This window comes from Gilliamella sp. ESL0441, assembly GCF_019469185.1.
GTDB lineage: Bacteria > Pseudomonadota > Gammaproteobacteria > Enterobacterales > Orbaceae > Gilliamella.
Window position 1 is genome coordinate 1,164,586 of record NZ_CP048264.1, and the last position, 25,689, is coordinate 1,190,274.

The following is a 25,689-nucleotide window of genomic DNA, read 5'->3' on the forward strand; positions in this document are numbered from 1 at the left end:
TTTAGTGAAATAATTAATTTTTACCGTTTAGTATTAGGGTAAAAAATTAAATAGCATTTAGGCAAGTATCTAAGTGTTAGCAGAAACCAAATTGTAGCGAATAAATAGGAAAAATAAAGTTTATCAAAACCTATATTGTATTCATTATCTTTTAGCGTTGAAAAGTCAGGTTTAGTAACATTAGGTTTGATTTAAAAAAATAAACGGCATATCACTTGAATATTTGGTGAGTACCATTTATTTCTTTAGTTGAGATGAGGAAGTAGCTCGATAACTGATAAGTAATGTTTGCCTAAACCTGCTCTTTATGGAAAGCAATGCATAATAAATCAGGAAAGTTTTGTCTATAAGTTGAAGTGATTTTCCCCCAACTCCTTTCATTATAAAAGCAGAAAAAGGGGGGATTGGTTTAGCTAAGATTGAGCTTTTTAACCTCTATTTTAGAGAATATGATAAAAAAGTAAGCTAAAGTTATGCTATTTAAGATAGTTATTAGAATCCCATAAATGAATCTAAATTTACCCAAAATTTTACTTTTAACGATTAATGATATTGAGTAAATTGTTTTCCTGATTCATCATTTACTAAAAATAGTGTCGTATCACTGGCTAACACCGCTTGATGCAAACGTATTTTATCTTGTTCATTAAGATGCTTAATGCAAGCAACAACATAGCTACAATTTTTATTTTGTAAGGCTTTTTCAATAGTTGCTATTAGGTTTTCATTTTTGATATTGGTAATATGGATCACTTTTTGCTTATCTAAACCTGCAAAGTTAATCCAAGATCGTTTTAACATCGGTCTATCAGATAACCAAAGTTGCCATTTTTTTGCTTTATTAAATGATCGTAATAGCGGGCGTTGTTGTTGTATGACTTGTTGAAAAGGAGATTCAAACTCAAACGCCATCATTTGTTGTGTTGATTGTTCAATAAGCATAACGCCCTCTTAACTGTATTAATATACAGTGTATATTAATACAGTATTTTTAGGTTGTAAATATAATTTGTGGTAATTAATTATAACTAGCATTATGATTACGATCGAAAATATTGAAAAGTCAATATTCCTAAAAAAGTCATCAACACAGAACCAACAACATGAATACCTATTGTGGCTAGTCCCCAGGCTATTCGTCCTTCTTGCAATAGATTAACAATTTCAGCGGAAAAACTAGAAAAAGTTGATAATCCACCACAAAAGCCAGTGACAATTAGTAAACGCCATTCAGGAGGAAGATTTGAATGATTAAAAAAAGCGATGGCAAAACCAATAATATAGCCAGCAATTAAATTAGATAATAGTGTCCCTAATGGAATAGTAAAGGCAATCACATTGCATTTAAGCGATAAAAACCATCGAAGTAAACCACCCGCTACAGAACCGAATGAAATGGCTAAAATAAGTTTTAGCATCAACAATCCTTAATAAAATGTGAGAAATAATCATTACTCAGTTAGAGAGAATGTCATTATAGAATGACTTAATGAATATTGGCTAGTTCTTGTCAAACAAAATCTAAAAACGCTACTTAAACAACTGAATTTCAATAGGATATCAAAAAAATAGAGTCGTTAGGGTATATCCAATAGTCATTAACATATGTTATTCAAAACTATCTTAACCGATTAAATTGATTTGTTAAGGAATGAATGATAATCATAGAAATTTATTATTAGATTACGATAGAATGGAGATCTCAAAAGATTCAAACGGAAATAATATGTTTACGGGTATTGTACAAGGTGTTGGTCAAATAATTGATATTAACGATCAAGATAAATTACGAACTTATAAAGTTAAACTTCCAAGTCAGCTAACGCAAAATATTGAAATTGGTGCGTCAATTGCGAATGATGGATGTTGTTTAACGGTAACCGGTTTTGCAGATGATTGGGTCTCATTTGATATCATGCAAGAAACGCTAGCTTTAACCACATTAGGCGATAAAAAACTGAATGATTATGTCAATATAGAACGTAGTGCAAAATATGGTGATGAAGTCGGTGGACATATCATGTCTGGACACATCTCTTGTTCAGCAACGATTGTTGATATTCAAAAAACGGCAACCAATTGCCAGATGCAACTCACACTACCCAAGCAGTTTATAAAGTATGTTTTATATAAAGGTTTTATCGGCATTGATGGCGCAAGTTTAACCGTGGGCGAAGTAGATGAAAATAGTTTTAAAATTCACCTTATTCCTGAAACATTAGCGATAACAACGTTTAAACATAAAAAAGTTGGTGATAAAGTCAATATTGAAATTGATTCACAGACTCAAGCGATAGTTGATACGGTTGAGCGAGTATTAGCAACTAAGTTTAAATGAGGTTGAAATAGAACATTGTGATGTAAACTGTCGATTAGTCAATAAGTTGGTTATTTATTTTATTCATTTAAAACATAAGGAGTAAACATGCGTCATTCTACTAAATTGAAACCCTTGTTTTACGGAGTATTATTGTTATTTACTAGTTACAGTTATGCATCTGAAATGCAGATATCCAGTCCTGACCTAAATAAAAATGGTTTTACAGATCAATTTATTTACAATCAATTTGGTTGTCAGGGTAAGAACCTTTCGCCAAGCATTGTATGGAATAATGTACCTAAAGAAGCAAAAAGTTTAGCATTCACCATGTATGATCCTGATGCGCCAACCGGATCAGGATGGTGGCATTGGACGGTTGTCAATATTCCGGTTGATACAACAGAGTTAAAGCAATCAGCAGGTAATCATATTGATTTATTGCCTAAGGGAAGTCAGCAAGTTCGTAATGATTTTGGTACGGCAAATTATGGCGGACCTTGCCCACCAGAAAACTCTAATCACCGTTATCAATTTACACTCTATGCACTTGATATAGACAATATCAATGTTGATGATAAAACAACCCCGGCTTTAGTTGGTTTTATCATCAATTCGCATCAAATTGCTAAAGCATCCATTACCTTTAATTACGGTCGTTGATGAGAAAGTTATTAATCAACATATAGCCTTATATTGGTTGAAAAATATAAAAGAAAAGGTTGATAATAGTAAAATCAACTAATCAAAAGAAAGTATACAAAATCAACATTATTTGGTTTTGTATACTAACTAAAAAGAAAAATTTTATTTGTCTTGCAGGAATCTAGCAATATTAGCAATATCATTAGGCGTGGTTTGACAACAACCACCAATTAATTTAGCGCCAGATTCTATCCAGTTTGTTAACTGATTAGCAAAGGTACAATTATGTTGCGAGTTAGGGTGCCATTGCTTGGTTAAAGGATCATATACTTCGCCAGAATTTGGGTAAACGATTAATGGTTTTGATGTGAGTTTATTTAACACATTTAGTGACGATGTCACTTTTTCTAATGCAATGCAATTGATGCCTACACTGGCAATTTGCTCAATATTATTTAAATATTCGACAACTAAAGATAACGGTGTTCCATCACTGAGATGCTGATCATCTTTCAGTGTAAATGAAAACCAGCAACTTATTTTAGGAAATTGTTTAATCACCTTTGTTAATGCTTTTATTTCAGTAAAAGAAGGCAGGGTTTCACAAGCGAGTAAATCCACATTGGCATCGATAAGTGCTTTTATGCGGACATAATGAAACTCCATAAAGGCTTCTTCACTCAGTTGATAGTTGCCCGTATATTCGGAACCGTCAGCTAAATAGGCGCCATAAGGCCCAACAGACCCCGCTATGAGTAAAGGTCTAGGTTGGACTAATTCGCTTAAATACTGTTGCTTAGCTTGTTGTGCAAGTTCAACACTTTTTTGTATTAACGCAATAGAATCATTGAGATTAATCCCTTTTTTGGAAAATCCTAAGGGTGTTGCTTGATAGCTTGCTGTAATGGCACAGTCTGCGCCAGCTTTAAAATAGTCATAATGAACTTGCTGAATCAATTCAGGCTGCTCAAATAATACTTTTGCTGACCATAAACTATCATTTAAATCACATCCACGACGTTGTAACTCGCTGGCAAGTGCACCGTCAACAATGATAAAGTTTTTTTGGTTTAATAAATTCTTAAAAGGATTGTTATTAATCATTTTGAGTTACTCGAGTTTGATACTTATGCGTAAAATGGTAAGCAATAAAACAAACAATGACAAAAGGGATGCCACAATATAGCGCTATTCGTTGCTCAGGATCAAAAGCCAATCCAATACAGGCAATCACGCACAAAATCGTGCCTAGAATCGGGACTAAAGGGTAGTAGGGCGCTTTATATTTTAAATTAATGATTTGTTCTTGAGAAAGCTTTTGTCTAAAAAAGTAATGTGATACACAAATACTTAACCAAACAGCAACCACGGCAAAACCTGAAATAGCCGTTAATGCAACAAAGACTGTATCAGGTGCAATCACACTGGAGAACAGCGCCAGTAATCCACCTAACATACTCACTGTTATTGCGGTGGTTGGAATCCCTTTAGCGGTTAATCTTGAAAAACATTTTGGCAAGGTACCTTGATTTGATAACGACCATAACATTCGACCCGATGCATAAAGTCCTGAATTAGCCGCAGATAAAATGGCAGTTAAAATCACAAAATTAAAGATATCGGCAGCATATGGGATACCAATATTTTCAAAAACCATCACAAAAGGACTCTTAATGACGCCTGCTTGTTCCATGGGTAATAAAGCCGCCAGTACAAAAATAGTGCCAACAAAAAAGATGATTAACCGTAAAATGGTTGTTTTTATGGCTAAAGGAATACTTTTTTCAGGCTGCTTAGTTTCACCCGCGGCAATACCGATTAGTTCAGTACCAGAAAAGGCAAAATTAACCGATACCATTGTCATGATGATAGGTGTCAATCCATGTGGAAACCAACCATTATCTGTAATATTGTGTAGAAATGGGGCTGGCATATCGTTTTTCATCGGTATAAAACCAAAAATAGCTGCGCTGCCCGCAATAATAAAAACAATAATCGTGATGACTTTGATTATTGAAAACCAAAATTCACTTTCCGCAAAAAATTGTGCAGTCACAATATTCAAAACAAATATAACTGCACAAAAAATTAAACACCAAACCCAAACAGAAATACTCGGAAACCAATACTGCATACACATACCCGCAGCGGTTAGACTTGAACCCAAAGCAACTGTCCAGGTTAGCCAATATAACCAAGCAACGGTATAGCCAGTAGCGGGGCTAATGAAACGGGAAGCATAGGTATGAAAAGCACCGGTTTCGGGCATAGCAACCGCAAGTTCGCCAAGGCACAACATGACTAAAAAAACGACCAAAGCACCAATTAAATAGGCAATAATCGCTCCCACGGCTCCAGCGGTTGCAATAATATAACCGGTATTAAAAAATAATCCTGTGCCAATAACGCCACCTAACGATAACATAATTAAATGCCGAGTTTGCATAGTACGTTTAAATTGATTCTCAGGTGATTTAGGTAGATGATTGTTCATAACATGATATGTCCGCTAACGTATTAAAAAATTATTTATTGTCTCAATTCACATCAAAAATGAGTGAAAAAATAGTTTTCACTATAAATTTTACCATTCACTTCTGCTTGATGTGTATCACTTGAATAGTTGGCATCTGAATATATCCCTTCCATTCCATTTTTTTCAAAAGTGAAAAGAATTGATCCATCTAACCACGATTTTATATCATTTCCTAATACTATTTTATCAATTTGTTCTTGTGTAACAATGTTTTGTTGATAATTTTCAAATTGAGCTGCAATATAATTTATAACGTCAAATGGCATATCAAGTTTAAGTTTGAAAAGATGAAAATTATCGTCACTAGATAATCCACGAAAACTCTCATTACTATCATAATCAATTAATAAATCAGCATTAATATCGCCGACATTAGTATGCCAATTAAATTTATAGGACATGCTCCTATTAAGTTTATCAGGATTAACATAATGAGGATCGCTCGATTCGAATCCATATCCAAATTTGCCTAATACAAACGACAGCATACTGATTCCATCCATATTTATAAATTCATTATTCGATGAGATTGAACCAAGGTTTTGGTTTCCATACGTTAATGAGCCTATTTTAAAGTTTATTGAATCATAATAATTCTCATCAGTTTGATTTACGGATTGATTTATTAATATTTGGTTTAATATAGCGGTTGCGTTGTCATTGAAAATATTCTGGGATATAACTTTATTAATGGCTAAATTGTTTTGTAATATTCCATTTTTGAAATCACCATTTCTGACAGCTTTCACATCCTGAAAATTTAGCTCTTTTTTATATGTCATTTCATTTTTATTATTTCTGTCAACAAGATCATAATTTTCTTCTGAATAATAAAGATTTTTCAATTCCAATACATAATTTAAAGAGTTATGACTGCTTTCGGGCTCAGTTTTGATAGAAACTTGATCAAGTTTTAAGGATAGGTTTCTGAATTCCGATGTTAATTCTAATTTGTCCCAATGTGAATTTATGCTGACAGTTGAAAAATCTTTAGAAACGTTGAAAAAGCATTCACCTTCAGATAGGTAGAAATTATTTTCGCCAAACACATGATTGACCAGATTTATATTAATAGGGTTATTTTTCAAATAAATATTGAACTCTTTTTGAAAACTTAAACTGGCATGACCAGTGATGAATGATTGGTTATTCGACCATTTCCAAAGCTCGGGAAATGCTTTTTCAGTCATTTGATAATCTATCGTTGCGACTTGAGGCGTGAAATCACCTTTTGCGATATTGACGAAAGGAAAAGGGCCGTGATAAATCGTAATATCATCACTAAAGAGGATATTTTTATTATTATCAAGCTCCGTTTGATAATCTAATGATTCGGTGATAGTCAGGTGTAATTTCGTTGAAAATAGACCTTTATCATAATGACTTTTGGTTATATTGATCTTACTCATATCATTGCTGCTATTAATGTTTTCACTAATTAATGACAGGGTATTATCAATTTCTTTTTCAATTTTATTGCCAATGTACCAAGTTGAACCTAAATATCCTATGCTTAAAACTGTCACTATTCCTATCGTAAATTTAATTTTTTTCATTGTTTTCTCGCTTTAATTGCAATAATAACTGTTTATTATTGCATCGTTTATATTAATCTTGAACACAGAATAATAGTAGTTAATTCTAATGGATATGGTTGATATAACCTAATGATTTATTATAGCCTAAAGTATGAATAATTGAGGAATGATAAGTTGAAAAGAAGTTATTACAAAAAAGTATTTGCAATAACTTACAAGAAAAGAAATAGATTAGGTTTGCCCAAATTATTTAAATTAAACTAGTTACTATCAACAAAAATCTTACTGCTAATATCACTTTGCTGAATCTAAAATTGTAACCAATTTATTGGCTACATGTTAGTCACTGACTCATTAAGGCAGACGTTTGTTAAGATTGTTAAAAAAATCATGTTTACTTATTTCCTTTCCATTAATTAAGACCTCTTCACGGTTTTGGTCATAATCAATATCAGTATAAAACCCTTTATCGTTATCATTATTACTGAAAACTAAAAAAGGATTTTTTCGAAGAAAAATTATTTCCATTAATGTCAAATTTCGATATGTTTTCTTAAATTCTTCAGGAGAGATATTTTCATCACTATAATACTGAAATTGAGTTAGCAGGCGAGCTAATACTTTAAACGGTACATCAAATTTTAATTTAAACGTTTTAAGTTGGTTAAAATCGGTATTTAACGTTAATTTTTTATTATCTAGCAACTCAATATAAGCTTTAGCTTGTATGTCGCCTTCATCATTATGCCAATTAAAATTATCTAATGAAAATTTAAAATCAACGGGGGAATTAGTCGCTGATTCCTCTTTTTCAGAAGATGAAAAGATGGGATAGCCCATAAATGTCTTCTCTATTCCTTCATAATTTAGTGATAAAACTCCCGCTCCTAAATTTTGTTTACCCATACTTAACGAGCCAATATTAGTATTTATCAATCCGTTTATGCTATTTTGTGAATTTAAATAATTGTCCTGAGTGATTGATAAATTATCTATTTCAACCGCAGGTAGTTTAATGAAAGGTAAATTTGTTGAGTTGATTTTTATTTTATCAATACTTGTTTTGCTATTAGCAGTTAAAATATCTTTATTGTTTAAAGTATAGTTTCCATTGTTTTCAAAATTTTGGATTTCCAAACCAGAGATGTAATATTCAAGGATGTTAGCTTGTATCTTTTCAGCTGATATTTTATAACTTACCCCAGAACCATCTGGAGTAGGGGCTGTTGAAATATTAAAAGAATCTAATGAAATATAGTTATCATTATTTAGCATATAATTTAATTTATCAAATTTTGCTGTCGAAACAAAAGTTTGTTTTGGATTCGCTTCAACAATAAAATCTCCTTCTGAAATATCCAGTTTTCCTTCTAATGCATCTAACTCTGATTTTGTTGCGCTAATGGCTTTATTCATTAATTTTATCGTTAGATAATTTCCATAACTAAGACCACCATGCGCTGTAATAAAAGGTTTGTTACCGGATAATTTCCAAAGTATAGGAGATGTTTGTTCTTCCATCTCGTATTCGAACCAAGCCATTTTAGGTGTAAAAGACCCTTTAGCAAGTGCTGCAATCGGAAAAGGTCCATGATAAATGCTGATATTATCATCAAATATTTTTTGATGATGTTCCTTAGCATCGTTTGGATCAATGAAGGTAAGTGTCACTGTCAGATGAGATGTCGTCGAAAATAAACTTCTTTCATAATGATTTTTCGATATATCGATACTAAATAAATGTTGATTGTCATTAATTTTTTGTGTTGTTTCTTGCAATAAATGATCAAAATTTTTTTCAATAACATTTCCTGTATACCAAGATGCACTAATATATCCTAAACTTAATAATGTAACTATTCCTAGTGCTAACCTACTTTTCTTCATTCATCATCCCTTATTTCGCTATTTAATATATTTGCGATGGTTATCATAATGTAACCGTCTATTTAATAATTAAAATTGTGACATATTATTTGCCAAATCGTATGGTTAATTATTGTAATAGAATATGTAAGGATAATCGAACAAATTTAAATGAATGATCTGAATATGCCTATTTTATTGTTACTCAAACAAAATAGGCATGTAATAAGCGTATCTGATTAGTTTAAATGTTGTAATCCCCTAAAGAAATTCTCTTTATTGATATGTTTTCCGTTAAGAATAACTTCTTCTCGATCTTTCGCATATTCTAACTGTAAAGATAAATTTTTATCTTCATCCCCCTTGATATCGATATAAGGATTATTACCTAGAACCATTTTTGCCATCATGACAAGATTATTGTACTCATTGGCCATCTTTTCTGCGCTTACATCATCAAGATCTTGGTTCGTGCTGTCTAGTTGGGCATTAAGACGAGCTAGTACTTTAAAAGGGATATTTAAGTCAATACTTAAATTTTTTAATTTCTCGATATCGAATTCTTCTGAGAAATTAATATCATTTTGTGCAATTATGTTTGTTTTAGCGTTAATACTTCCTTCAGCATTTTTCCATCTAAAATAATCTAAGGATACTTTTATATCTTCATTGGAAGGGGGATTTAAAATGTATTTATCTTTAGGATCTAATGCATAGCCTATTTTCTGAGCATCAATGCCGGAATAAGCAAGTGCTAATTCTCCAGAACCTAAATTTTGTTTACCATAATAAACTGATTCAATATCCGATCTTATTGATGCATTGATAGTATTATTTTCATTTAGTCTATAATCTTGATCGAATGACATATTATTTATTTCAACTGAATGTTGCTTTGATGGAGTAATGCTAAATTTTTCCATTTTGGTGTTGACTCTAATATTTTTAAATTTATAAATTCCTTTTAAATCAATATCGATATCATAAAAACCATTTATGTTTAAATTATTTATTTTGGCTTGAGCATTCATATCGTTATTTACATCGATATCAATATTATCAACTCCAGCATTTAATTTCACCTGATTGACTGAATCATTTTGGCTTAGTTCATAAATTGCATTAATATTATTCAATACTACATTTGTTTTATCTTCTGAATGATATTCTAATTTATCAACTGTTAATGTAAAAATTGGTAACGTTTGGATTTCATCTTTCTTTATCGTAAACATCAAACTACCTTTTGAAATATCTAACGTATGTTTAATGTTGCTTTTATTATCAAGAATCTTTATAGGTTTTGACTCAAACTTACTGGTAATAAGACCATCATAATTAATACTGATATAACCACTATAAAAAGGTTGGTTTCCAGCAAGTTCCCATAGTTTTGGTGATGTTTGTTGTTTCATTTCATTTTCAATCCAAACCATTTGTGGGGAAAATGTGCCTTTTAATAAAGCCGCCAATGGGAATGGACCATGGTGAATAGTGATTTCTTCATTCGTTAAAATATCAATTTTTTCATCAGGATTATTTTTAGGGATAAGCTCGATGTTTAAATTCAATTTAGTGGAAAAAATGTTTTTTTGATAATTATTTTTTTTAATTACAATATCAAAATCTTTTTGTTTACGACTCAACTGCTCATTAAATTGCTCAATAGATGTATCAACATTTTCTTCAATAACATTACCTGTATGCCATGATAGTCCAGTATATCCAATTCCTAACAATGCAATAATGCCAATAGCGAGTTTACTTTTCTTCATCGATTTTCTCTTTTAATTCATTATATTTAAATTATTGTTTCTAATTCAAAAACAAGTTTTATTAATATTATTCAGAACCTAATTTTCATTAGGGGGGTTAAGTTTAATCGATTTTTATGGGATAAGCGACAATTTATGTAGGTGAAAAAGGTTTATCTATTGACATGTTAATGATGGTTAATTTTTAACTAATACATGGTGTGAGTATATTTATGCTAAATACTAAATACTAAAGCGGCACTATTGATAATTTTCAATTAACAAATTTATAGCATTTTATCTGATAAATCCTATTTCCAAGTTATACTAAAACAGGTTGACTAATTAGGTTGCAATTAATCACCAAATTCTTATTATAAAACTTTAGACAAATAGCATTTAATAAGAATTTGGTTAATTATTGATTTTCGATCACTCTTTTCTATCTTGGTGCGCTGCAAAATCTGATAACAAACTTTTAATGTATTCAATGCGCTCGGTACGTTGTAAACCGGATTTTTGTAGTTTTAAACGGTTAGATCCCTCAAGACGGTAATTTTTTGGTTCTTTTTGAATTATTTCGATCAAATAATCTATTGATATTGTATTTTTGCTACCAAATTCGATGAATCCACCTTTTTCACCAAATTCAATCTTAATAATGCCTAACTCTTTGGCACAATAGCGAATTTTGGTTGTTTCTAATAAAAATAGGACTGCATCCGGTAATTGTCCAAAGCGATCACGCATTTCAACTTGTATATCGGTCAGTTCATCTAAATGGTCAATGCTGGCAATTCGTTTATATAGTGACAAACGAGTGTTAACATCAGGAATAAAATCATCTGGAATTAATGTAGGTAAGCGTAATTCAACTTCCGTTTGCTGACTGGTCAGTAATGATTCAAGAGTTGGTTCTTTTCCTTCTTTCAACGATTTTACTGCATCTTCAAGTAGTTCAATATAAAGGTTAAATCCGATAGTTTCGATTTGCCCACTTTGATCGCTGCCTAACAATTCACCCGCACCTCGAATCTCAAGATCGTGCGTAGCTAAAGCAAAACCAGCACCTAAATCTTCCAAAGAGGCAATCGCATCAAGACGTTTTTTTGCATCTTTACTTAATAATTTAGGGTGAGGTGTTAATAAATAAGCATACGCTTGGTGATATGAACGACCGACCCGACCACGCAACTGATGCAATTGCGCTAAACCAAATTTATCTGCACGCTCGATAATAATCGTATTAGCGTTAGGAATATCAATGCCGGTTTCAACAATGGTGGTACAAACCAAAATATTAAAACGTTGATGATGAAAATCATTCATCACTCGCTCTAAATCCCGTTCATGCATTTGACCATGACCAACAGCAATACGAGCTTCTGGCACCAATTCGGCTAACTTTTCACTTACGGTATTTATATCAGAGACATCATTATGCAAATAATAAATTTGCCCACCACGCAAAATTTCACGTAATATTGCTTCTCGAATGACTAAATCATCGTATTCCCTGACAAAGGTTTTTACTGCTAATCGACGAGCAGGTGGGGTAGCAATGATTGAAAGATCACGCATGCCACTCATCGCCATATTCAATGTTCGAGGAATAGGGGTAGCAGTTAGAGTCAAAATATCGATATTGGCTCGCATTGCTTTGATACGTTCTTTTTGACGAACACCAAAGCGATGCTCTTCGTCAACGATTAATAGCCCGAGATCTTTCCATTTCACATCTTCTTGCAACAATTTATGCGTGCCAATAATGATATCAATTTTGCCTTCACTAAGCGCCTGAATAATGGATTGTTGTTGTTTCGCTGTTTTGAAACGTGACAAGCATTCAATTCTTATTGGCCAATTGGCAAATCGGTCACAAAAACTTTCATAATGTTGTTGGGCAAGTAAAGTTGTTGGCACCAAAACTGCGGCTTGTTTTTGATTAATAACGGCTAAAAAGGCAGCTCGAATTGCAACCTCAGTTTTACCAAAACCAACGTCACCACAAACTAACCGATCCATAGCATAAGGCGAACACATATCACCAATAACAGCGCCAATAGCATTTTGCTGATCTTCTGTTTCTTGGTAAGGAAATGCTTGGCAAAACAACTCATATTGATCCCGATCTTGCTTAAATTCATAGCCCGGTTTCGTTTCACGTTCAGCATAAATATCCAATAGTTCAGCGGCGACATCACGCACTTTTTCGGCTGCTTTTTGTCTGGCTTTACTCCAAGCATCGGTTCCTAACTTATTTAACGGAGCATTTTCTTCATCGCCTCCTGAGTAACGACTGATTAAATTAAGTGATGAAACAGGCACATAAAGCTTTGTATCGTTGGCATAGAGCAAAATAAGATATTCAGCTGTAATTCCCCCTGTTTCTAAAGTCGTTAATCCCGCATATCTTCCTACGCCATGTTCTAAATGTACTACGGGTTTACCGGGAGTAAGCTCTGCTAAGCTACGAATTAAACTGTCGGTATTAATGGCTTGTTTACTCTCTTTTTTACGACGGATGACGCGTCGCCCAAAGAGTTCATTTTCAGTAATAAAAGCATAATGATGATGTTGATCAATAAAACCTTGTTCGCTGGCACCAATCATAACGCAAAAGCGATTATCTACATTATTTAGTTCATCCAATTGGTGAATTTGAGTAGGATGTATACGAATTCGACCTAGAATTTCCTGTAGTGCTTCTTTGCGACCTTCTGATTCGACCGAAAAGATGATTTTCCCATTAAATTGCTCAGTAAATTGGTTAAATTGTCGATAAGGATCTTTTTGTTGGATCTCAATTGCGATATCCGGTAAAGCAACAAATGGTAAATTGATACTTTTTGTTGATTCTTTGATTGATGAACTAGATAGGATCATCCGCGGATAATGTTTAAATTTGGCAAAAATTTCATCTGTTTTAGACCAAATGACTGAGGGAGCAAGAAGCGGTCGCATTGGATCAACTTTACGACTTTCAAATCGCTGATTAATATCTTGCCAATATTTGTTAGCAAATCGCTCAATATCAATTGTATTGATGATAAGTGTATTATCTAAAAAATAAGAAAAAAGCATTGTTAGCGGTTCGTTAAAAAACAGTGCTTGCCAATATTCTATACCGGTCGGTAAAATATGCTTACTTACTTGTTGATAAATACTTTCGGGTTCTAATCTTACTTCAAATTTTTCACGCCATTGACTGCGAAATAGCTCGATTGCTGCTCTATCAAATGGAAATTCGTGAGCAGGTAAAAGTTCAATTTTTGTGATTTCTTCAAGTGTTCGTTGGCTGTCTACATCAAACGTTCGGATGCTATCAATTTCATCATCAAAAAAATCAATACGATAAGGTCTATTGCTACCCATTGGAAAAATATCAAAAAGTGCGCCACGAGTTGCATATTCACCGTGCTCCATAACTTGACTTACAGAACGATAACCCGCATTTTCCAATTGCATTCTTAAATGTTCACGGCTAATTTGTAAACCCTTTTCCATGATAAAAACATGCCCACCTAAATAACTTTTTGGGCAAACTTTTTGCATCAAAGTATTAATCGGTAAAATCAGAGCGCCTTTCTTTAAATGCGAAAGATGATAAAGACAAGAAAGGCGTTCAGATACAATATCTTGATGAGGTGAAAAACTATCATAAGGTAAGGTTTCCCAATCAGGAAATGTAAAAGCCGTAAAATCGCTAAATTGTTTTAACTCTTCATAAATACGAGTAGTTTGTTGCATATCATCTGTGATAATGACAACTAATCCATCATATGCAGCAATAGCTTGTGCACATACTTGTGAAAGCGATGATCCTACAAGTTGACCAAACTGTTTTATTTCACCTGATTTTTGTGGAATAAGATCTGAAATATTAAGTATTTTCGACATGATAAGTTTTATTGATTTCGCAGCAAAATTATTGTTAGATTATAACGTAATTACTTGGTTGTTTTCTATAACTGTTTAATCCTGTATGATAAGCATCTTGCATTTAACTAGCAAAACTTTATTAAAAGTTTTAGGTATATAAATAATTTATGTCAAAAATATTTCGTCCATTAGCCTTTTATATCGGTCTTCGTTATGTTTACGGTCAAAAAACTGATGGTTTTGGTCGCTTTGTTTCATGGTTATCTATGATTGGTATTTTGCTGGGATCATTAGGTTTAATTTTAGTTTTATCGGTAATGAATGGTCTTGAAGATCAGATGCAAAATAGTATTTTGAAATTTTTACCACAAGCGCAAATTACGACTTCTCAAGGAAGGGTTAATGTTAATAACACGCCGAGTACGCCATTTGAAAAACTTAAAGGCGTTGTTCATGTCACAGAATTAGTTACCAGTGATGTTGTTTTACAAAGTGAGCACAGTATCACCGTCAGTACCTTAATGGGCATTAAACCTAACGAAGGTGATCCTATCACTGATTTTATTTACAGCGGTTCGATTTCTGATTTACAAGCTGGAAAGTATAATGTCATTTTAGGGCAAACATTAGCCAATCAACTTGGTGTTAGTGTGGGGGATAAAATCCGTTTAATGGTTACTGATGCAAGTCAAGTCACTCCGGTTGGGCGTATACCTTCTCAACGTCTTTTTAATGTTGCAGGTTTGTTTTCAGTCAATCATGATATCAATCAAGCGCTAATTTATGTTAATCAATATGATGCAAAAAATTTGCTACGGTATCCGGCCGATACAATTACCAGCTGGCGATTATTTTTAGAAAAACCGCTAAAAATTGCTGAAGTAACAAATTCCTCTTTACCCGAAGGGTTACAATTTAAAGATTGGCGAGTAAAACGAGGTGAATTATTTCAAGCGATCAAGATGGAGAAAAATGTAATGGGGCTTCTTATTAGTCTCATTGTAATAGTTGCTGCTTTTAACATTATCACTTCCTTAAGTTTACTGGTAATGGAAAAACAGGGCGAAGTGGCTATTTTAAAAACACAAGGTCTTTCTCGGTTTCAAATTATGTCGATTTTTATGATTCAAGGGGCTACATCTGGTGTAATTGGAACTATATTAGGTAGCGTTTTGGGTCTTCTTCTTGCTTATTACTTGAATGAAATTATGCAAGCGTTAGGTCTGTCATTTGCAGGGATAAAACTACCATCATTGATAGAACCAACGCAAATTGTGTTTATTATTATTGGATTACTTATGTTATCACTATTATCAACTTTATATCCTGCATATCGTGCAGCCAAAATTCAACCAGCCGAGGCTTTACGTTATGAATGATTTGCAACCGCTTCTTTCAGCAAAAAATCTTTATAAGACTTATAATGAAGGCAAAATGGTGACAGAGGTTTTAAAAGACGTTTCATTTGATATTCATCCTCAATCATTATTAGCCATTATTGGTAGTTCCGGCTCAGGAAAAAGTACACTTTTACATCTGCTTGGCGGGTTGGATAAACCAACATCTGGCGAGATTACTTTTCAATCACAGCATTTAAGTCAACTTACTGAAAAAGAAAAAGCTCGATTACGCAATCAAAAAATTGGTTTTGTTTATCAGTTTCATCATTTATTACCCGACTTTACCGCACTCGAAAATATTGTTATGCCATTGTTGATAGGGGGGGTATCGCCTAATGAGGCTAAAAAACGCGCAATGGCAATGTTGGAATCGGTTAATTTGGTTAACCGTGCTAATCATCGACCCTCTGAACTATCTGGTGGTGAGCGTCAACGTGTAGCAATTGGGCGAGCTTTAATTAACAATCCTGCACTAGTGATGGCTGATGAGCCGACAGGTAATTTAGATAAATCAACTGCAGATTCAATTTTTGATTTGCTAATAAAATTAAATCGAGAACAAGGTACAGCATTTTTAGTTGTAACACATGATTTGAATTTAGCTAAAAAGTTAGATAAACAACTCGTTATGAGCGATGGAAAACTTTCCGAGAGTAAATTAACAGACAACCTATTTTAGCGGATAAGCATTATGAATTTATCTTTAATGACGGCAATACGATTTCGTAAAGGACGCCGCAAGAGTGGTATGGTTTCTTTAATATCGATTATCTCAACGCTAAGTATTGCGATTGGTATCGCTGCACTTATCATAGGTTTAAGTGCGATGAATGGTTTTGAGAAAGAATTGAACAATCGTGTATTATCAGTAGTGCCACACGCTCAACTATATTCACAATATGGTAATTTGGATGATTGGAAACATATTCAAAAGGAGTTGAAAGGTGCCAAAAATATTGTTTCATCAGCTCCGTTTGTCAGTTTTACTGGGCTTATTGAAAATGGAAGCAAACTAGCTGCTGTTGAAGTTCAAGGCGTTGATCCTGAACAGGAGAAAGCAATCAGTACCTTGCCTAATTTTGTACTGAATAACAAATGGCAAGCTTTTAAAGCAGATAACCAACAAGTTATTATTGGTTCAGGTTTAGCCAATACTTTATCTGTGAAAGAAGGCGGATGGGTATCATTACTGATTCCTGTTTCAAGTAATCCCAATCAACTAAAACCCCCTAAACGAGTGCGATTACAGGTAATTGGTATTTTGGATTTGAATGGTAGCTTAAGTAATAATGTGGCTTTAGTACCATTATCAGATGCGCAAAAATTATTAAACATAGGTGACAGTGTCACGGGGTTAATGGTTAATGTTGAACACGTTTATCAAGCTAGCCAAATTATTGGTCGAGCTGTTTTAAATCTTGATGAAGATATCTCATTCACCAGTTGGGAAAACTCTTATGGTTTTATGTATCGCGATATCCAAATGATAAGGCAAATAATGTATTTAGCTATGATAGTCGTTATTGGAGTAGCATGTTTTAATATTGTGTCGACATTAGTTATTGCTGTAAAAGATAAACAACGTGATATTGCAATATTAAAAACGCTAGGCGCAACAAATGGCTTAATTAGAAATATTTTTATTTGGTATGGGGTCATATCAGGATTAGTGGGAAGTTTACTTGGCGTAATCCTGGGAGTATTGTCAGCCTGGCAACTTTCAAACATTATGAAATGTGTTGAATCCCTTTTGGGTCATAAGTTTTTAAACAGTAATATCTATTTTGTGGATTTTCTTCCTTCCCAAATTTATTTTTTTGATGTCGTAATTGTTTTTGTTACTGCAATGTTACTAAGTTTAATTGCTAGTTATTATCCGGCAAGAAGGGCATGTAAAATAGAACCAGCCAAAATATTAAATAGTTTTTGATTGGTGTTTTTGTCCTTTAAATCAAGGCGCTGGGTTTCATAATACTATCAGCGCCTAACAGTTTTTAGTTATATATTTGTTGAATTATCTCTGGCAGTTTAAAATGTTCATACACCAGATAAATACATCCTGTAGTAGCAATAAACACTATACTAATAAGAAAAGATGTTAATTTTGTAGAAAAGTAGAACCATTTTATCAATAATGATATCAGAGCCCCTAGAATAAATCCTGCAAGTGCACCACCTAAGTGAGCCATGTTATTTATTGATGGCAGTAAACCTAATCCAGCGGTAAGAATTAAGCTTACTATGATTGCTCTAACTGGCATCTCTTTCAAACTTTCTCGATTAACCAGACTGTAAGCTAATAAAGCAGAAATAATGCCTAAAATTGCGCCTGATGCTCCACAACTAATTACATTGTTATTAATGGTTGCGATATCACTGGTTAAACTACTGATTATGCCAGATAAGATATAAATTCCAAGAAAAGCAAACCAAGGTATTTGTCTTTCTAAGATGTTACCAACACTGAATAGTGCAAGCATATTCATTGCCAGATGAGTAATACTTACATGCATAAAAAGGCAGGTAAACATTCGCCAATATTGACCGGAAAATGTTAATTGTGAGACATCTGCTCCCCACCGAATAAAAAAAATGCCGTTCAATGAATCGACAAAACTCAAGGGGTAAGATAAACGAGATATCGCAAACCATACAATATTAATAATGATTAATAAACTTGTAACTTTGGTTTGACGTCCTAAATAAATTAGATTTTTTAAAATGGTCATTTAAACTTGTATCCTCTAAATAAATTGAAAAACTTATTTGTTATGTACAACGTTTAGATAAGTGATTTCCCTAAAATGATTAAATCACGCTTAATACCATCAAGTTCGGCAACTTTTGGAAAAAATCCCCATTGTTGATACTGCATTTTATTAAAAAGACCAATACTAGGAATATTATGTCCAAATACATAACTTAATATTACGTTGATACCGATTTTGCGGGCATATTCTTCAATTTGAGCAAGCATATATTGCCCAATTTTTTTTCCTCGAAAATGTTCATGTATATATAAACTTACTTCAACCGTGCCAGAATATGCGGGTCGCCCATAAAACGAAGATAAACTAATCCAACCACAAGACTGATTTTGATATTTAATTAACCAAAGAGGTCGGTTATTCGAATTGTGTTGATGAAACCATGCCAATTTACTTTCTAAAGAAACAGGGGAAGTATCCGCAGTAACCATCCGACTGGCAATAGTGGAATTGTAGACATCAACAATGAAAGGTAAATCATCTAAATTTGCATCGCAATAAGTGATCATAAATATTATGTGTCAATGGATAAGGGAAGGTATTGTAATGAGATTAAGTACAACAGACAACAAATTAATTATCACAATAGAATCAATTGTCATTTGGGTGAACTTAAAAAAGAATAACAAAACAATACGGGAAAACAGCGGAGATAAGGTACTTCTTTTACGCAGGGATAACCGTTTTTTGAATGATCAAAAAAATTAATATATTGATCAAACTCCAAACTATTTTTTTACTATCACTTCTGTCAGCGTGTTAATAGTTATAACGTTCAGTATAGAGCTAATAAAACAGAGGAACAATGGTGAGATCAACCTTCAGTAGTTCGTTAAAATCAACCGTCAAAAATTAATATGTTACGTTGTTATGAAAAATTGCTCGGTACATTGGAAAAGTTGCCAAAGAGAGTACCGGTAAAAAACTACGAAAGTGAAATTAACTATATGATAAATATAAAATTATATCTCTAGTGCGAATTAAAAATAATCGCCTAAAAAAGCAACAAAAAATCGGTAGAATTTTACACCCTCCTATTTTAATTATTAAACAATAGGTTATAATTAGAGTGTTCCCTGTATACACAGGGATAAGCCGATCAATGGTTCAAAGATCCTAACCCTGTTCAAGATAGTATAAATAAAAAGAAAACTAAATTAAGGAGAAATCAAAAATGAGTATTAAAGCTATTCTTTTTTCGATTATATATATAAGTATTGCGGGGGGGGTGATATGGTACTTAATTTTTAATAAAAAACATCCTTTATCTGTTAAAAAACAAGAAGATAATTGGATTAAAGAAAATGATTTTCCTCATCCTGATTCTATGTTCTCAAAATATTATATGAGAGAGGAAATTTTACCTAAGTCTGATATAGAAAATCCACCTAGTACAACAGATATATTAGATCATTAGGAATAAAAATAAATGAGTTTTAACAATAAACACTTAACTCAAGGTGGGCAAGTCATCTTTTATATGATAAGCATGTTCTTGCAAATAAATAAAATCATATTTAGTGTTTCCTATATACACAGAGATAAACCAGCAAACGAATGAAAAACACATTCTATATCGCTTTATTTCTTGCTTGCTCAGAGTATAGAGTTATCGGTAGTGCTCAGTGATAACTTAAGAATTTCATAGCAACCATTTTTTAATAAAAAAACTTTAGCAATATTAGAAAAAGAGTGATGTTATGACTATGTTTACATTCAACAAAAATTAATAGGATTTATACTGGTATTATCACTCTACCACGAGTAATATCACTGATGCTTTTTTGTAGCGAAAGCAATTTGTCTTGCGTAATGGCAATATTGACGTTTACCCCAATGGCATCAAAATCTTGATTTTCAATCAGTGCACCCAGTTCTTTTAAGCGATTTTCTATAATTGACCATTCATTATAATAGCAGTGAAACTGCAAAGGTATTCGGGCAATAAGTTCAATCAATTCTGCTTGTTGTAGACAATGACTTGCTGACCCACCATAGGCTCGTATCAAGCCTCCTGTGCCAAGTTTGATTCCGCCAAAATAACGAGTTACCACCACCACTACTTGATCACAATCTTGTCCTTCAATCGCTGATAGAATTGGACGTCCTGCGGTGCTGGTTGGTTCGCCATCATCATTAAATCGATACTGTTGACCGATTTTCCATGCCCAACAATTATGTGTTGCGTTAGGATCGCTAATTTGATCGATAAAATCCGTTGCTTGCTGGGCATTAATAACGGGCGCCGCATTGACAATAAAGCGGCTTTTTTTAATTTCTTCTGTCAGTTCGGTCGGATTTGCTAATGTATATGGCATACTAATTCTGGTAAAATCATTTTATTGCCGTTAATAATACTCAGCAGAAAGAAAATGTCTATTAATTTAGAACAATTGAAACTAACCCAGCAGCAATTAGCTGAACAAGTAAACCTAACCGATGATTTTAATACATCAATCACTTTAATTGGTGGTACCGACGTAGGCTTTGAAGATGAAGGCAAAATCACCCGAGCCGCTATTGTGATCTTAACGTATCCGGATTTTCATGTGGTTGAATATCATGTCGCGCGATTAAAAACCGAGTTTCCTTATATCCCTGGTTATTTATCTTTTCGGGAGTATCCTGCTTTACTTTCTGCTTGGGAGCAGGTCGAACATAAACCTGATTTATTGTTGGTTGATGGTCAAGGCGTTGCGCATCCAAGGCGATTAGGTATTGCCAGTCATCTTGGTTTACTATTGGATATGCCAACCATTGGTGTCGCTAAAAAACGTCTTTGCGGTCATTATAATCCATTACCTAAAGTCGCCGGTCAAATGACACCACTCACCGATAAGCAGCAACAGATTGGTTGGGTATTACAAAGCAAGAATAATTGTAATCCGTTATTTATTTCATCGGGTCATCGTATCAGCCAAGATAGTGCGTTGAAATGGGTCAATTTATGTTTACGTGGTTATCGTTTGCCTGAACCTACACGCTGGGCGGATGCGGTGGCGTCGAATAAACCGTTATTTAAAAAATTTATCCATGCAAAATAAATCACAATCGTTAAAAAAAGGGGGCTTTACGTTTAAGCGCTTTTTTGTTGCGCATGACAAAAGTCCGATGAAAATCACCACTGATAGTTGTTTACTTGGGGCATGGGCTCCGATCTTTTCTTCAACTCATAAGGTGCTTGATATCGGTTGTGGTTGTGGCGTGATTGCGTTAATGCTTGCACAACGCCTTGAACATCAAGCTTGTCAAATTGATGCTATCGATATTGATGTACAAGCCGTTAACCAATGTCAACAAAATAGCCAACAAGCAGGCTTTCAATCCATATCAACAATACAAGGGGATGTGAATCATTTTAATAGGGATGATGCCAATAGCTATGATTTGATTGTGACCAATCCACCTTATTTTGAGTCGGCCGTGGATTGTCGAACGAACCAAAGGCAATTAGCCCGTTATACAGAAAGTTTAAACTACACACAGCTTATTGATTCAGTCAAACGATTATTAAAGCCAGACGGTCTATTCTGTTTGGTGCTGCCTTATCATTTAGCAGATCAATTTAGGCAATTATGCGAATCAAATCATCTATTTTTACAACAATTGTTGCAGGTAAAATACATGGCAGATAAAGAGTTTTCTTTATCATTAATGGCGTTTGCTACAAAGCCTAATGCTCATGTCATTGAACAACAACTGTGTATGCGTTGTGATGATGGGCAGTATTCGCCTGCTTTTAGAGCGCTATTAGCAGATTTTTATTTGTTCCAAAAATAGCACCAAGGGTTAGTTAATCCAGTATGACATAAAAATACATAACGGCAATAATGGCTAATATTATGATTGCGATTGAATAGATTTTGTCATGAACATAACTGAAGGCAGATAGGGATCGCTGCTTGCGTGCGTATAAATAAAATAGGAGTCCTATCGCATACAGTATCATTGATAATAATAGGTAAGACATCCCGCCAGCATAAATTAACCATACCCCATAAATCGATCCCGCAGCCCCAATAAAAATTAGGTAAGCTTTGCGAGATTTTATGGCTAATTTAAAGACGAATAGTGCTGATAATAAATAGGGTATCAGTACCATTGAAGTCGATAATTGGATTAAAGTGTTATAACCCGAATGGTAGAAATGTGCAAGCACAATCAATAGGCTGATCAAGCTTGATGTTAAGTATAATGCATTGGCAGGCGTGCCATTTTTATTTAATTTGCCAAAACAGCGTGCAACGGTATGATTATTGCCTTGTCCGGTTAAAAATAGCATTTCTGCGGCAAGCATTAACCAGGATAATAATCCACCACTAACCGAAACAATCAGCCCAATATTAATTAACGTTGCTCCCCAACTGCCAACTACATGCTCAATGACTAAAGCCATTGAAGGATTTTTCATTGCAGCCAGTTCTTGTTGAGGAACAATACCCAGCGACAAAACAGACACACAGATGAGCAATAAACTGGTAATCGCAAAACCAAAAAAAGTTGCCCGGCTTATGCTTAAAATGTTTTTGGCTCGTGAAGCATAAACAGTTGCGCTTTCGATACCTAAGTAAACCCAAACGGTATAAAGCATAGTATGCTTTATTTGATCCACGATTGAGCCAAGTTGTGGCGTTCCCCAAAAGTCAATTTTGAATGTTGAAACCTTGAAAGCAAGAATAATGCAGACAATAAATAGACCAATCGGGACAATTTTTGCTAATGTAACTAAGCAATTTAATAAGAAAGCATGATAAATCCCTTTTAGAACAAGGGCATTAACCAGCCATAAAAAGATAAGTCCGACTATGACTGCTGGCAAGGTTGTGCCATTACCAAAATAACTAAAACAATCAAATGATCCTAACGCGCTAAATAGGATAACTAAATAACTGGCACACGACATCCATGCAGATATCCAGTATCCCCAAGCTGCGTTGAATCCTATATAATCACCAAAGCCTTCACGGACATAACCATATAAACCATCATTAATCTTATAAAAACGAATCGAAAGATACTGAAATATCCGTGTCAGCATTAACATGCCAAAAAGCGTTATGATCCACGCAATTAAAATAGCGCCGGCACCAGACGCTTCAGCCATGTTTTGCGGTAAACTAAAAATACCACTTCCAACAATACTGCCAACCACAAGTAAGGTTAAAGGAAGTATGCCTAGTTTTGTACGGGTAGGTGTATTCATAATTTTGTCTTATTTTGCGTTTTATTCGGCTTTGGCAGCGTTTAATTAAAATCGTAATGACATGCAGCTAACACCACCATCGACTTTGCGATATTCTGATGTATCCACCTCAATCACTTGATAACCTAAAGCTTCGATTTTAGCTTTAGTGATTGGATAACCAGCAGGCATGATGACCCGATCATTAACCCAAATACAGTTAGCGGCATAGCTTTCTTGTTCAGGAATTTCAATAATGTTCAGATGTTGAAATTCGGGTTTGGTAATAAATTCGCCGGCTGCTAATAAATTGTTGTTTTCCAGATAAGCCAATCCTGTTTTTAGGTGTAGAACTTTTTCAAGCGTGACCACCGAACCGGTTAAGCCATATTTTTGTAATATAGCAATCATTTGATTAGCTCCTTCTTGATTAGTACGTGCCGATAATCCGATATAATAGTGATTTTCCACCATCATAATATCACCGGCTTCAACCGTGCCCGGAGCCGTAATCTTTTCGACTTTATTTGGGTAAAATCGTTCAATGGTATCGATGATGATTTCAGTCTCGTTACGTCTACTTTCTGCCCCTGGTCTGGTAATAATGGCACAGTGTGGCGTACACAGAGCAACATCTTCAACAAAGACCGAATCTGGAAAACGTTCATCGGCGGGTAATAGGGTGATATCAACATCACATTGCTGTAAGGCTCGGATATAGTTATTGTGTTGGTCTAAGGCTTTTTGATAATCAGGCTTGCCTAAATTTGCTGAAGTTAATCCATGAATCAGGGATTTGGCAGGCGTTCTGGCAATGATATGGCTAAATTTTTTCATGTTTGATTTATTTCCCATTTAATAATTATGCGATATTTTTGAATAATAATTCACATTAAAATGTAAATCAAGCATTAAGTTGATTTTTTATTCACTTTTTGATGGCGTCTTTTTTAGGCGTGTGGTCGATTTAAATGGAGTATTATTGCGTAGCGTCAGTTGTGGTAGTTGGCGATCAGTATTGAATAAAAACGAAGTTGATATACAACATGGACAAAAAGTGAAGGGAGGAGTTAGCTCGTAGCATGAGTAGGGCGACAACATCGCCCCAGTAGACTAAGATTATTCACCGGCAAAATCAACGAGGGTAAAACAGTTGATACCCAGATCGGTTAATTTTGTTTTACCATGCAGATCAGGTAAATTAATAACAAATGCGGCATCTTCTGCTATACCACCTGCTTTTTGAATTAATTTAGCGGTTGCAGCAACCGTTCCACCTGTTGCAAGTAAATCATCAATAATCAGTACTCGTTCATTTGGTTTAATTGCATCTGAATGGATTTCAAGTGTATCGGTTCCGTATTCAAGTTGATACTCTTCTTTAAATACGTGACGTGGTAACTTATTGGGTTTTCGAACTGGCACAAAACCAACGCCTAACGCTAATGCAATTGGTGCTGCAAAAATAAAACCACGCGCTTCAGTACCGACAACTTTATCGATTTTTTTATCTCGATAGTGATCGATTAACAATTCGACCGAAGTTCTAAATGCGACAGGATCTTCAAGCAGACTGGTAATATCACGAAATAAAATTCCTTGCTTAGGATAGTCTGGAATGGTGATAATGCTGTTTTTGATAAGCGCAAGTTTTTCTTGTAACTGAGTCATATTAAATGTTCTCTAAATATTCTCTTTTTAAGAATGGCTAATTTTGTATTATATACCTTCGTTCTTTGTGCTTGCAATAAACAAACCGTAACAATGCAGTAAAATCGGTCGATTGTTCATCATTTGATTG

Annotated in this window: 22 protein-coding genes; 8 read left to right on the plus strand and 14 right to left on the minus strand. The window is 34.0% G+C overall.

Annotated features, from left to right (window positions below; genetic code table 11):
* Nucleotides 1-543: 543 nt before the first annotated feature.
* Both GYM75_RS05160 and crcB read right to left on the minus strand, forming a co-directional pair.
* Nucleotides 544-942 carry a cell division inhibitor SulA gene (locus GYM75_RS05160; protein ID WP_220217093.1) on the minus strand — a complete coding sequence of 133 codons (399 nt, stop codon included), beginning with the start codon at nt 940-942 and terminating at the stop codon, nt 544-546.
* Between the two features lie 98 nt (nt 943-1,040).
* Nucleotides 1,041-1,418 (minus strand): fluoride efflux transporter CrcB, encoded by a 378-nt coding sequence (gene crcB, locus GYM75_RS05165; RefSeq protein ID WP_220217094.1) that lies wholly within the window; start codon nt 1,416-1,418, stop codon nt 1,041-1,043.
* Nucleotides 1,419-1,726: 308 nt separating this feature from the next.
* Between crcB and GYM75_RS05170 the strand changes: the two genes are divergently transcribed.
* Together GYM75_RS05170 and GYM75_RS05175 are read left to right on the plus strand one after the other, a co-directional pair.
* Nucleotides 1,727-2,338, plus strand: coding sequence for a riboflavin synthase subunit alpha (locus GYM75_RS05170; protein WP_220217095.1), 612 nt, complete (start codon nt 1,727-1,729; stop codon nt 2,336-2,338).
* 87 nt (nt 2,339-2,425) lie between these two features.
* Nucleotides 2,426-2,980: a YbhB/YbcL family Raf kinase inhibitor-like protein gene (locus GYM75_RS05175; RefSeq protein WP_220217096.1), complete on the plus strand. Its 555-nt coding sequence runs from the start codon at nt 2,426-2,428 to the stop codon at nt 2,978-2,980.
* Nucleotides 2,981-3,124: 144 nt separating this feature from the next.
* On the opposite strand, the gene mmuM is transcribed toward GYM75_RS05175, so the two are convergent.
* The 6 genes from mmuM to mfd form a co-directional block, all read right to left on the minus strand.
* Nucleotides 3,125-4,066: a homocysteine S-methyltransferase gene (gene mmuM, locus GYM75_RS05180; RefSeq protein WP_220217097.1), complete on the minus strand. Its 942-nt coding sequence runs from the start codon at nt 4,064-4,066 to the stop codon at nt 3,125-3,127.
* The gene (mmuP, locus tag GYM75_RS05185) at nt 4,059-5,456 is read right to left on the minus strand and encodes an S-methylmethionine permease (protein WP_220217098.1); all 1,398 of its coding nucleotides are present in this window, start codon (nt 5,454-5,456) and stop codon (nt 4,059-4,061) included. Before mmuP ends, mmuM begins: the two co-directional genes overlap by 8 nt.
* 53 nt (nt 5,457-5,509) lie before the next feature.
* A complete protein-coding gene (locus GYM75_RS05190) occupies nt 5,510-7,054 on the minus strand; it encodes a DUF945 family protein (RefSeq protein WP_220217099.1) in 1,545 nt (514 codons plus the stop codon).
* A 336-nt stretch (nt 7,055-7,390) separates the two neighbouring features.
* Nucleotides 7,391-8,923, minus strand: coding sequence for a DUF945 family protein (locus tag GYM75_RS05195; protein WP_220217100.1), 1,533 nt, complete (start codon nt 8,921-8,923; stop codon nt 7,391-7,393).
* Between the two features lie 218 nt (nt 8,924-9,141).
* Nucleotides 9,142-10,677, minus strand: coding sequence for a YdgA family protein (locus tag GYM75_RS05200; protein WP_220217101.1), 1,536 nt, complete (start codon nt 10,675-10,677; stop codon nt 9,142-9,144).
* Nucleotides 10,678-11,088: 411 nt separating this feature from the next.
* Nucleotides 11,089-14,556 carry a transcription-repair coupling factor gene (gene mfd, locus GYM75_RS05205; RefSeq protein ID WP_220217102.1) on the minus strand — a complete coding sequence of 1,156 codons (3,468 nt, stop codon included), beginning with the start codon at nt 14,554-14,556 and terminating at the stop codon, nt 11,089-11,091.
* Between the two features lie 158 nt (nt 14,557-14,714).
* On the opposite strand from mfd, the gene lolC reads away from it, so the two are divergent.
* The 3 genes from lolC to lolE are packed head-to-tail and all read left to right on the plus strand — an operon-like array spanning nt 14,715 to nt 17,868.
* A complete protein-coding gene (gene lolC, locus GYM75_RS05210) occupies nt 14,715-15,917 on the plus strand; it encodes a lipoprotein-releasing ABC transporter permease subunit LolC (protein ID WP_370632161.1) in 1,203 nt (400 codons plus the stop codon).
* Entirely contained in the window at nt 15,910-16,617 is a 708-nt protein-coding gene (gene lolD / locus GYM75_RS05215) for a lipoprotein-releasing ABC transporter ATP-binding protein LolD (protein WP_220217104.1), read from the plus strand. The genes lolC and lolD overlap by 8 nt, the downstream gene beginning before the upstream one ends.
* Before the next feature lie 3 nt (nt 16,618-16,620).
* Entirely contained in the window at nt 16,621-17,868 is a 1,248-nt protein-coding gene (gene lolE, locus GYM75_RS05220; RefSeq protein ID WP_363317370.1) for a lipoprotein-releasing ABC transporter permease subunit LolE, read from the plus strand.
* Nucleotides 17,869-17,932: 64 nt separating this feature from the next.
* On the opposite strand, the gene GYM75_RS05225 is transcribed toward lolE, so the two are convergent.
* Both GYM75_RS05225 and GYM75_RS05230 read right to left on the minus strand, forming a co-directional pair.
* Entirely contained in the window at nt 17,933-18,667 is a 735-nt protein-coding gene (locus GYM75_RS05225; RefSeq protein ID WP_220217106.1) for a rhomboid family intramembrane serine protease, read from the minus strand.
* A 53-nt stretch (nt 18,668-18,720) separates the two neighbouring features.
* Nucleotides 18,721-19,215, minus strand: a complete 495-nt coding sequence (locus GYM75_RS05230; RefSeq protein WP_220217107.1) for a GNAT family N-acetyltransferase — start codon at nt 19,213-19,215, stop codon at nt 18,721-18,723.
* A gap of 665 nt (nt 19,216-19,880) precedes the next feature.
* Here GYM75_RS05230 and GYM75_RS05235 point away from each other — a divergent pair.
* Nucleotides 19,881-20,123 (plus strand): hypothetical protein, encoded by a 243-nt coding sequence (locus GYM75_RS05235; protein WP_220217108.1) that lies wholly within the window; start codon nt 19,881-19,883, stop codon nt 20,121-20,123.
* Between the two features lie 319 nt (nt 20,124-20,442).
* On the opposite strand, the gene GYM75_RS05240 is transcribed toward GYM75_RS05235, so the two are convergent.
* Complete coding sequence (locus tag GYM75_RS05240; protein ID WP_220217109.1) at nt 20,443-21,024, minus strand: YigZ family protein; 582 nt, start codon at nt 21,022-21,024, stop codon at nt 20,443-20,445.
* A gap of 54 nt (nt 21,025-21,078) precedes the next feature.
* Here GYM75_RS05240 and nfi point away from each other — a divergent pair, with 54 nt between their 5' ends.
* Both nfi and GYM75_RS05250 read left to right on the plus strand, forming a co-directional pair.
* Entirely contained in the window at nt 21,079-21,750 is a 672-nt protein-coding gene (nfi, locus tag GYM75_RS05245) for a deoxyribonuclease V (RefSeq protein WP_255556869.1), read from the plus strand.
* Nucleotides 21,740-22,486, plus strand: coding sequence for a tRNA1(Val) (adenine(37)-N6)-methyltransferase (locus GYM75_RS05250; protein ID WP_220217110.1), 747 nt, complete (start codon nt 21,740-21,742; stop codon nt 22,484-22,486). The genes nfi and GYM75_RS05250 overlap by 11 nt, the downstream gene beginning before the upstream one ends.
* Before the next feature lie 13 nt (nt 22,487-22,499).
* Here GYM75_RS05250 and GYM75_RS05255 read toward each other — a convergent pair whose 3' ends face one another.
* The 3 genes from GYM75_RS05255 to apt form a co-directional block, all read right to left on the minus strand.
* A complete protein-coding gene (locus GYM75_RS05255; RefSeq protein ID WP_220217111.1) occupies nt 22,500-23,909 on the minus strand; it encodes a basic amino acid/polyamine antiporter in 1,410 nt (469 codons plus the stop codon).
* A gap of 45 nt (nt 23,910-23,954) precedes the next feature.
* Nucleotides 23,955-24,725, minus strand: coding sequence for a dimethylargininase (ddaH, locus tag GYM75_RS05260; RefSeq protein ID WP_220217112.1), 771 nt, complete (start codon nt 24,723-24,725; stop codon nt 23,955-23,957).
* A 282-nt stretch (nt 24,726-25,007) separates the two neighbouring features.
* The gene (gene apt, locus GYM75_RS05265) at nt 25,008-25,559 is read right to left on the minus strand and encodes an adenine phosphoribosyltransferase (protein WP_220217113.1); all 552 of its coding nucleotides are present in this window, start codon (nt 25,557-25,559) and stop codon (nt 25,008-25,010) included.
* Nucleotides 25,560-25,689 lie beyond the last annotated feature (130 nt).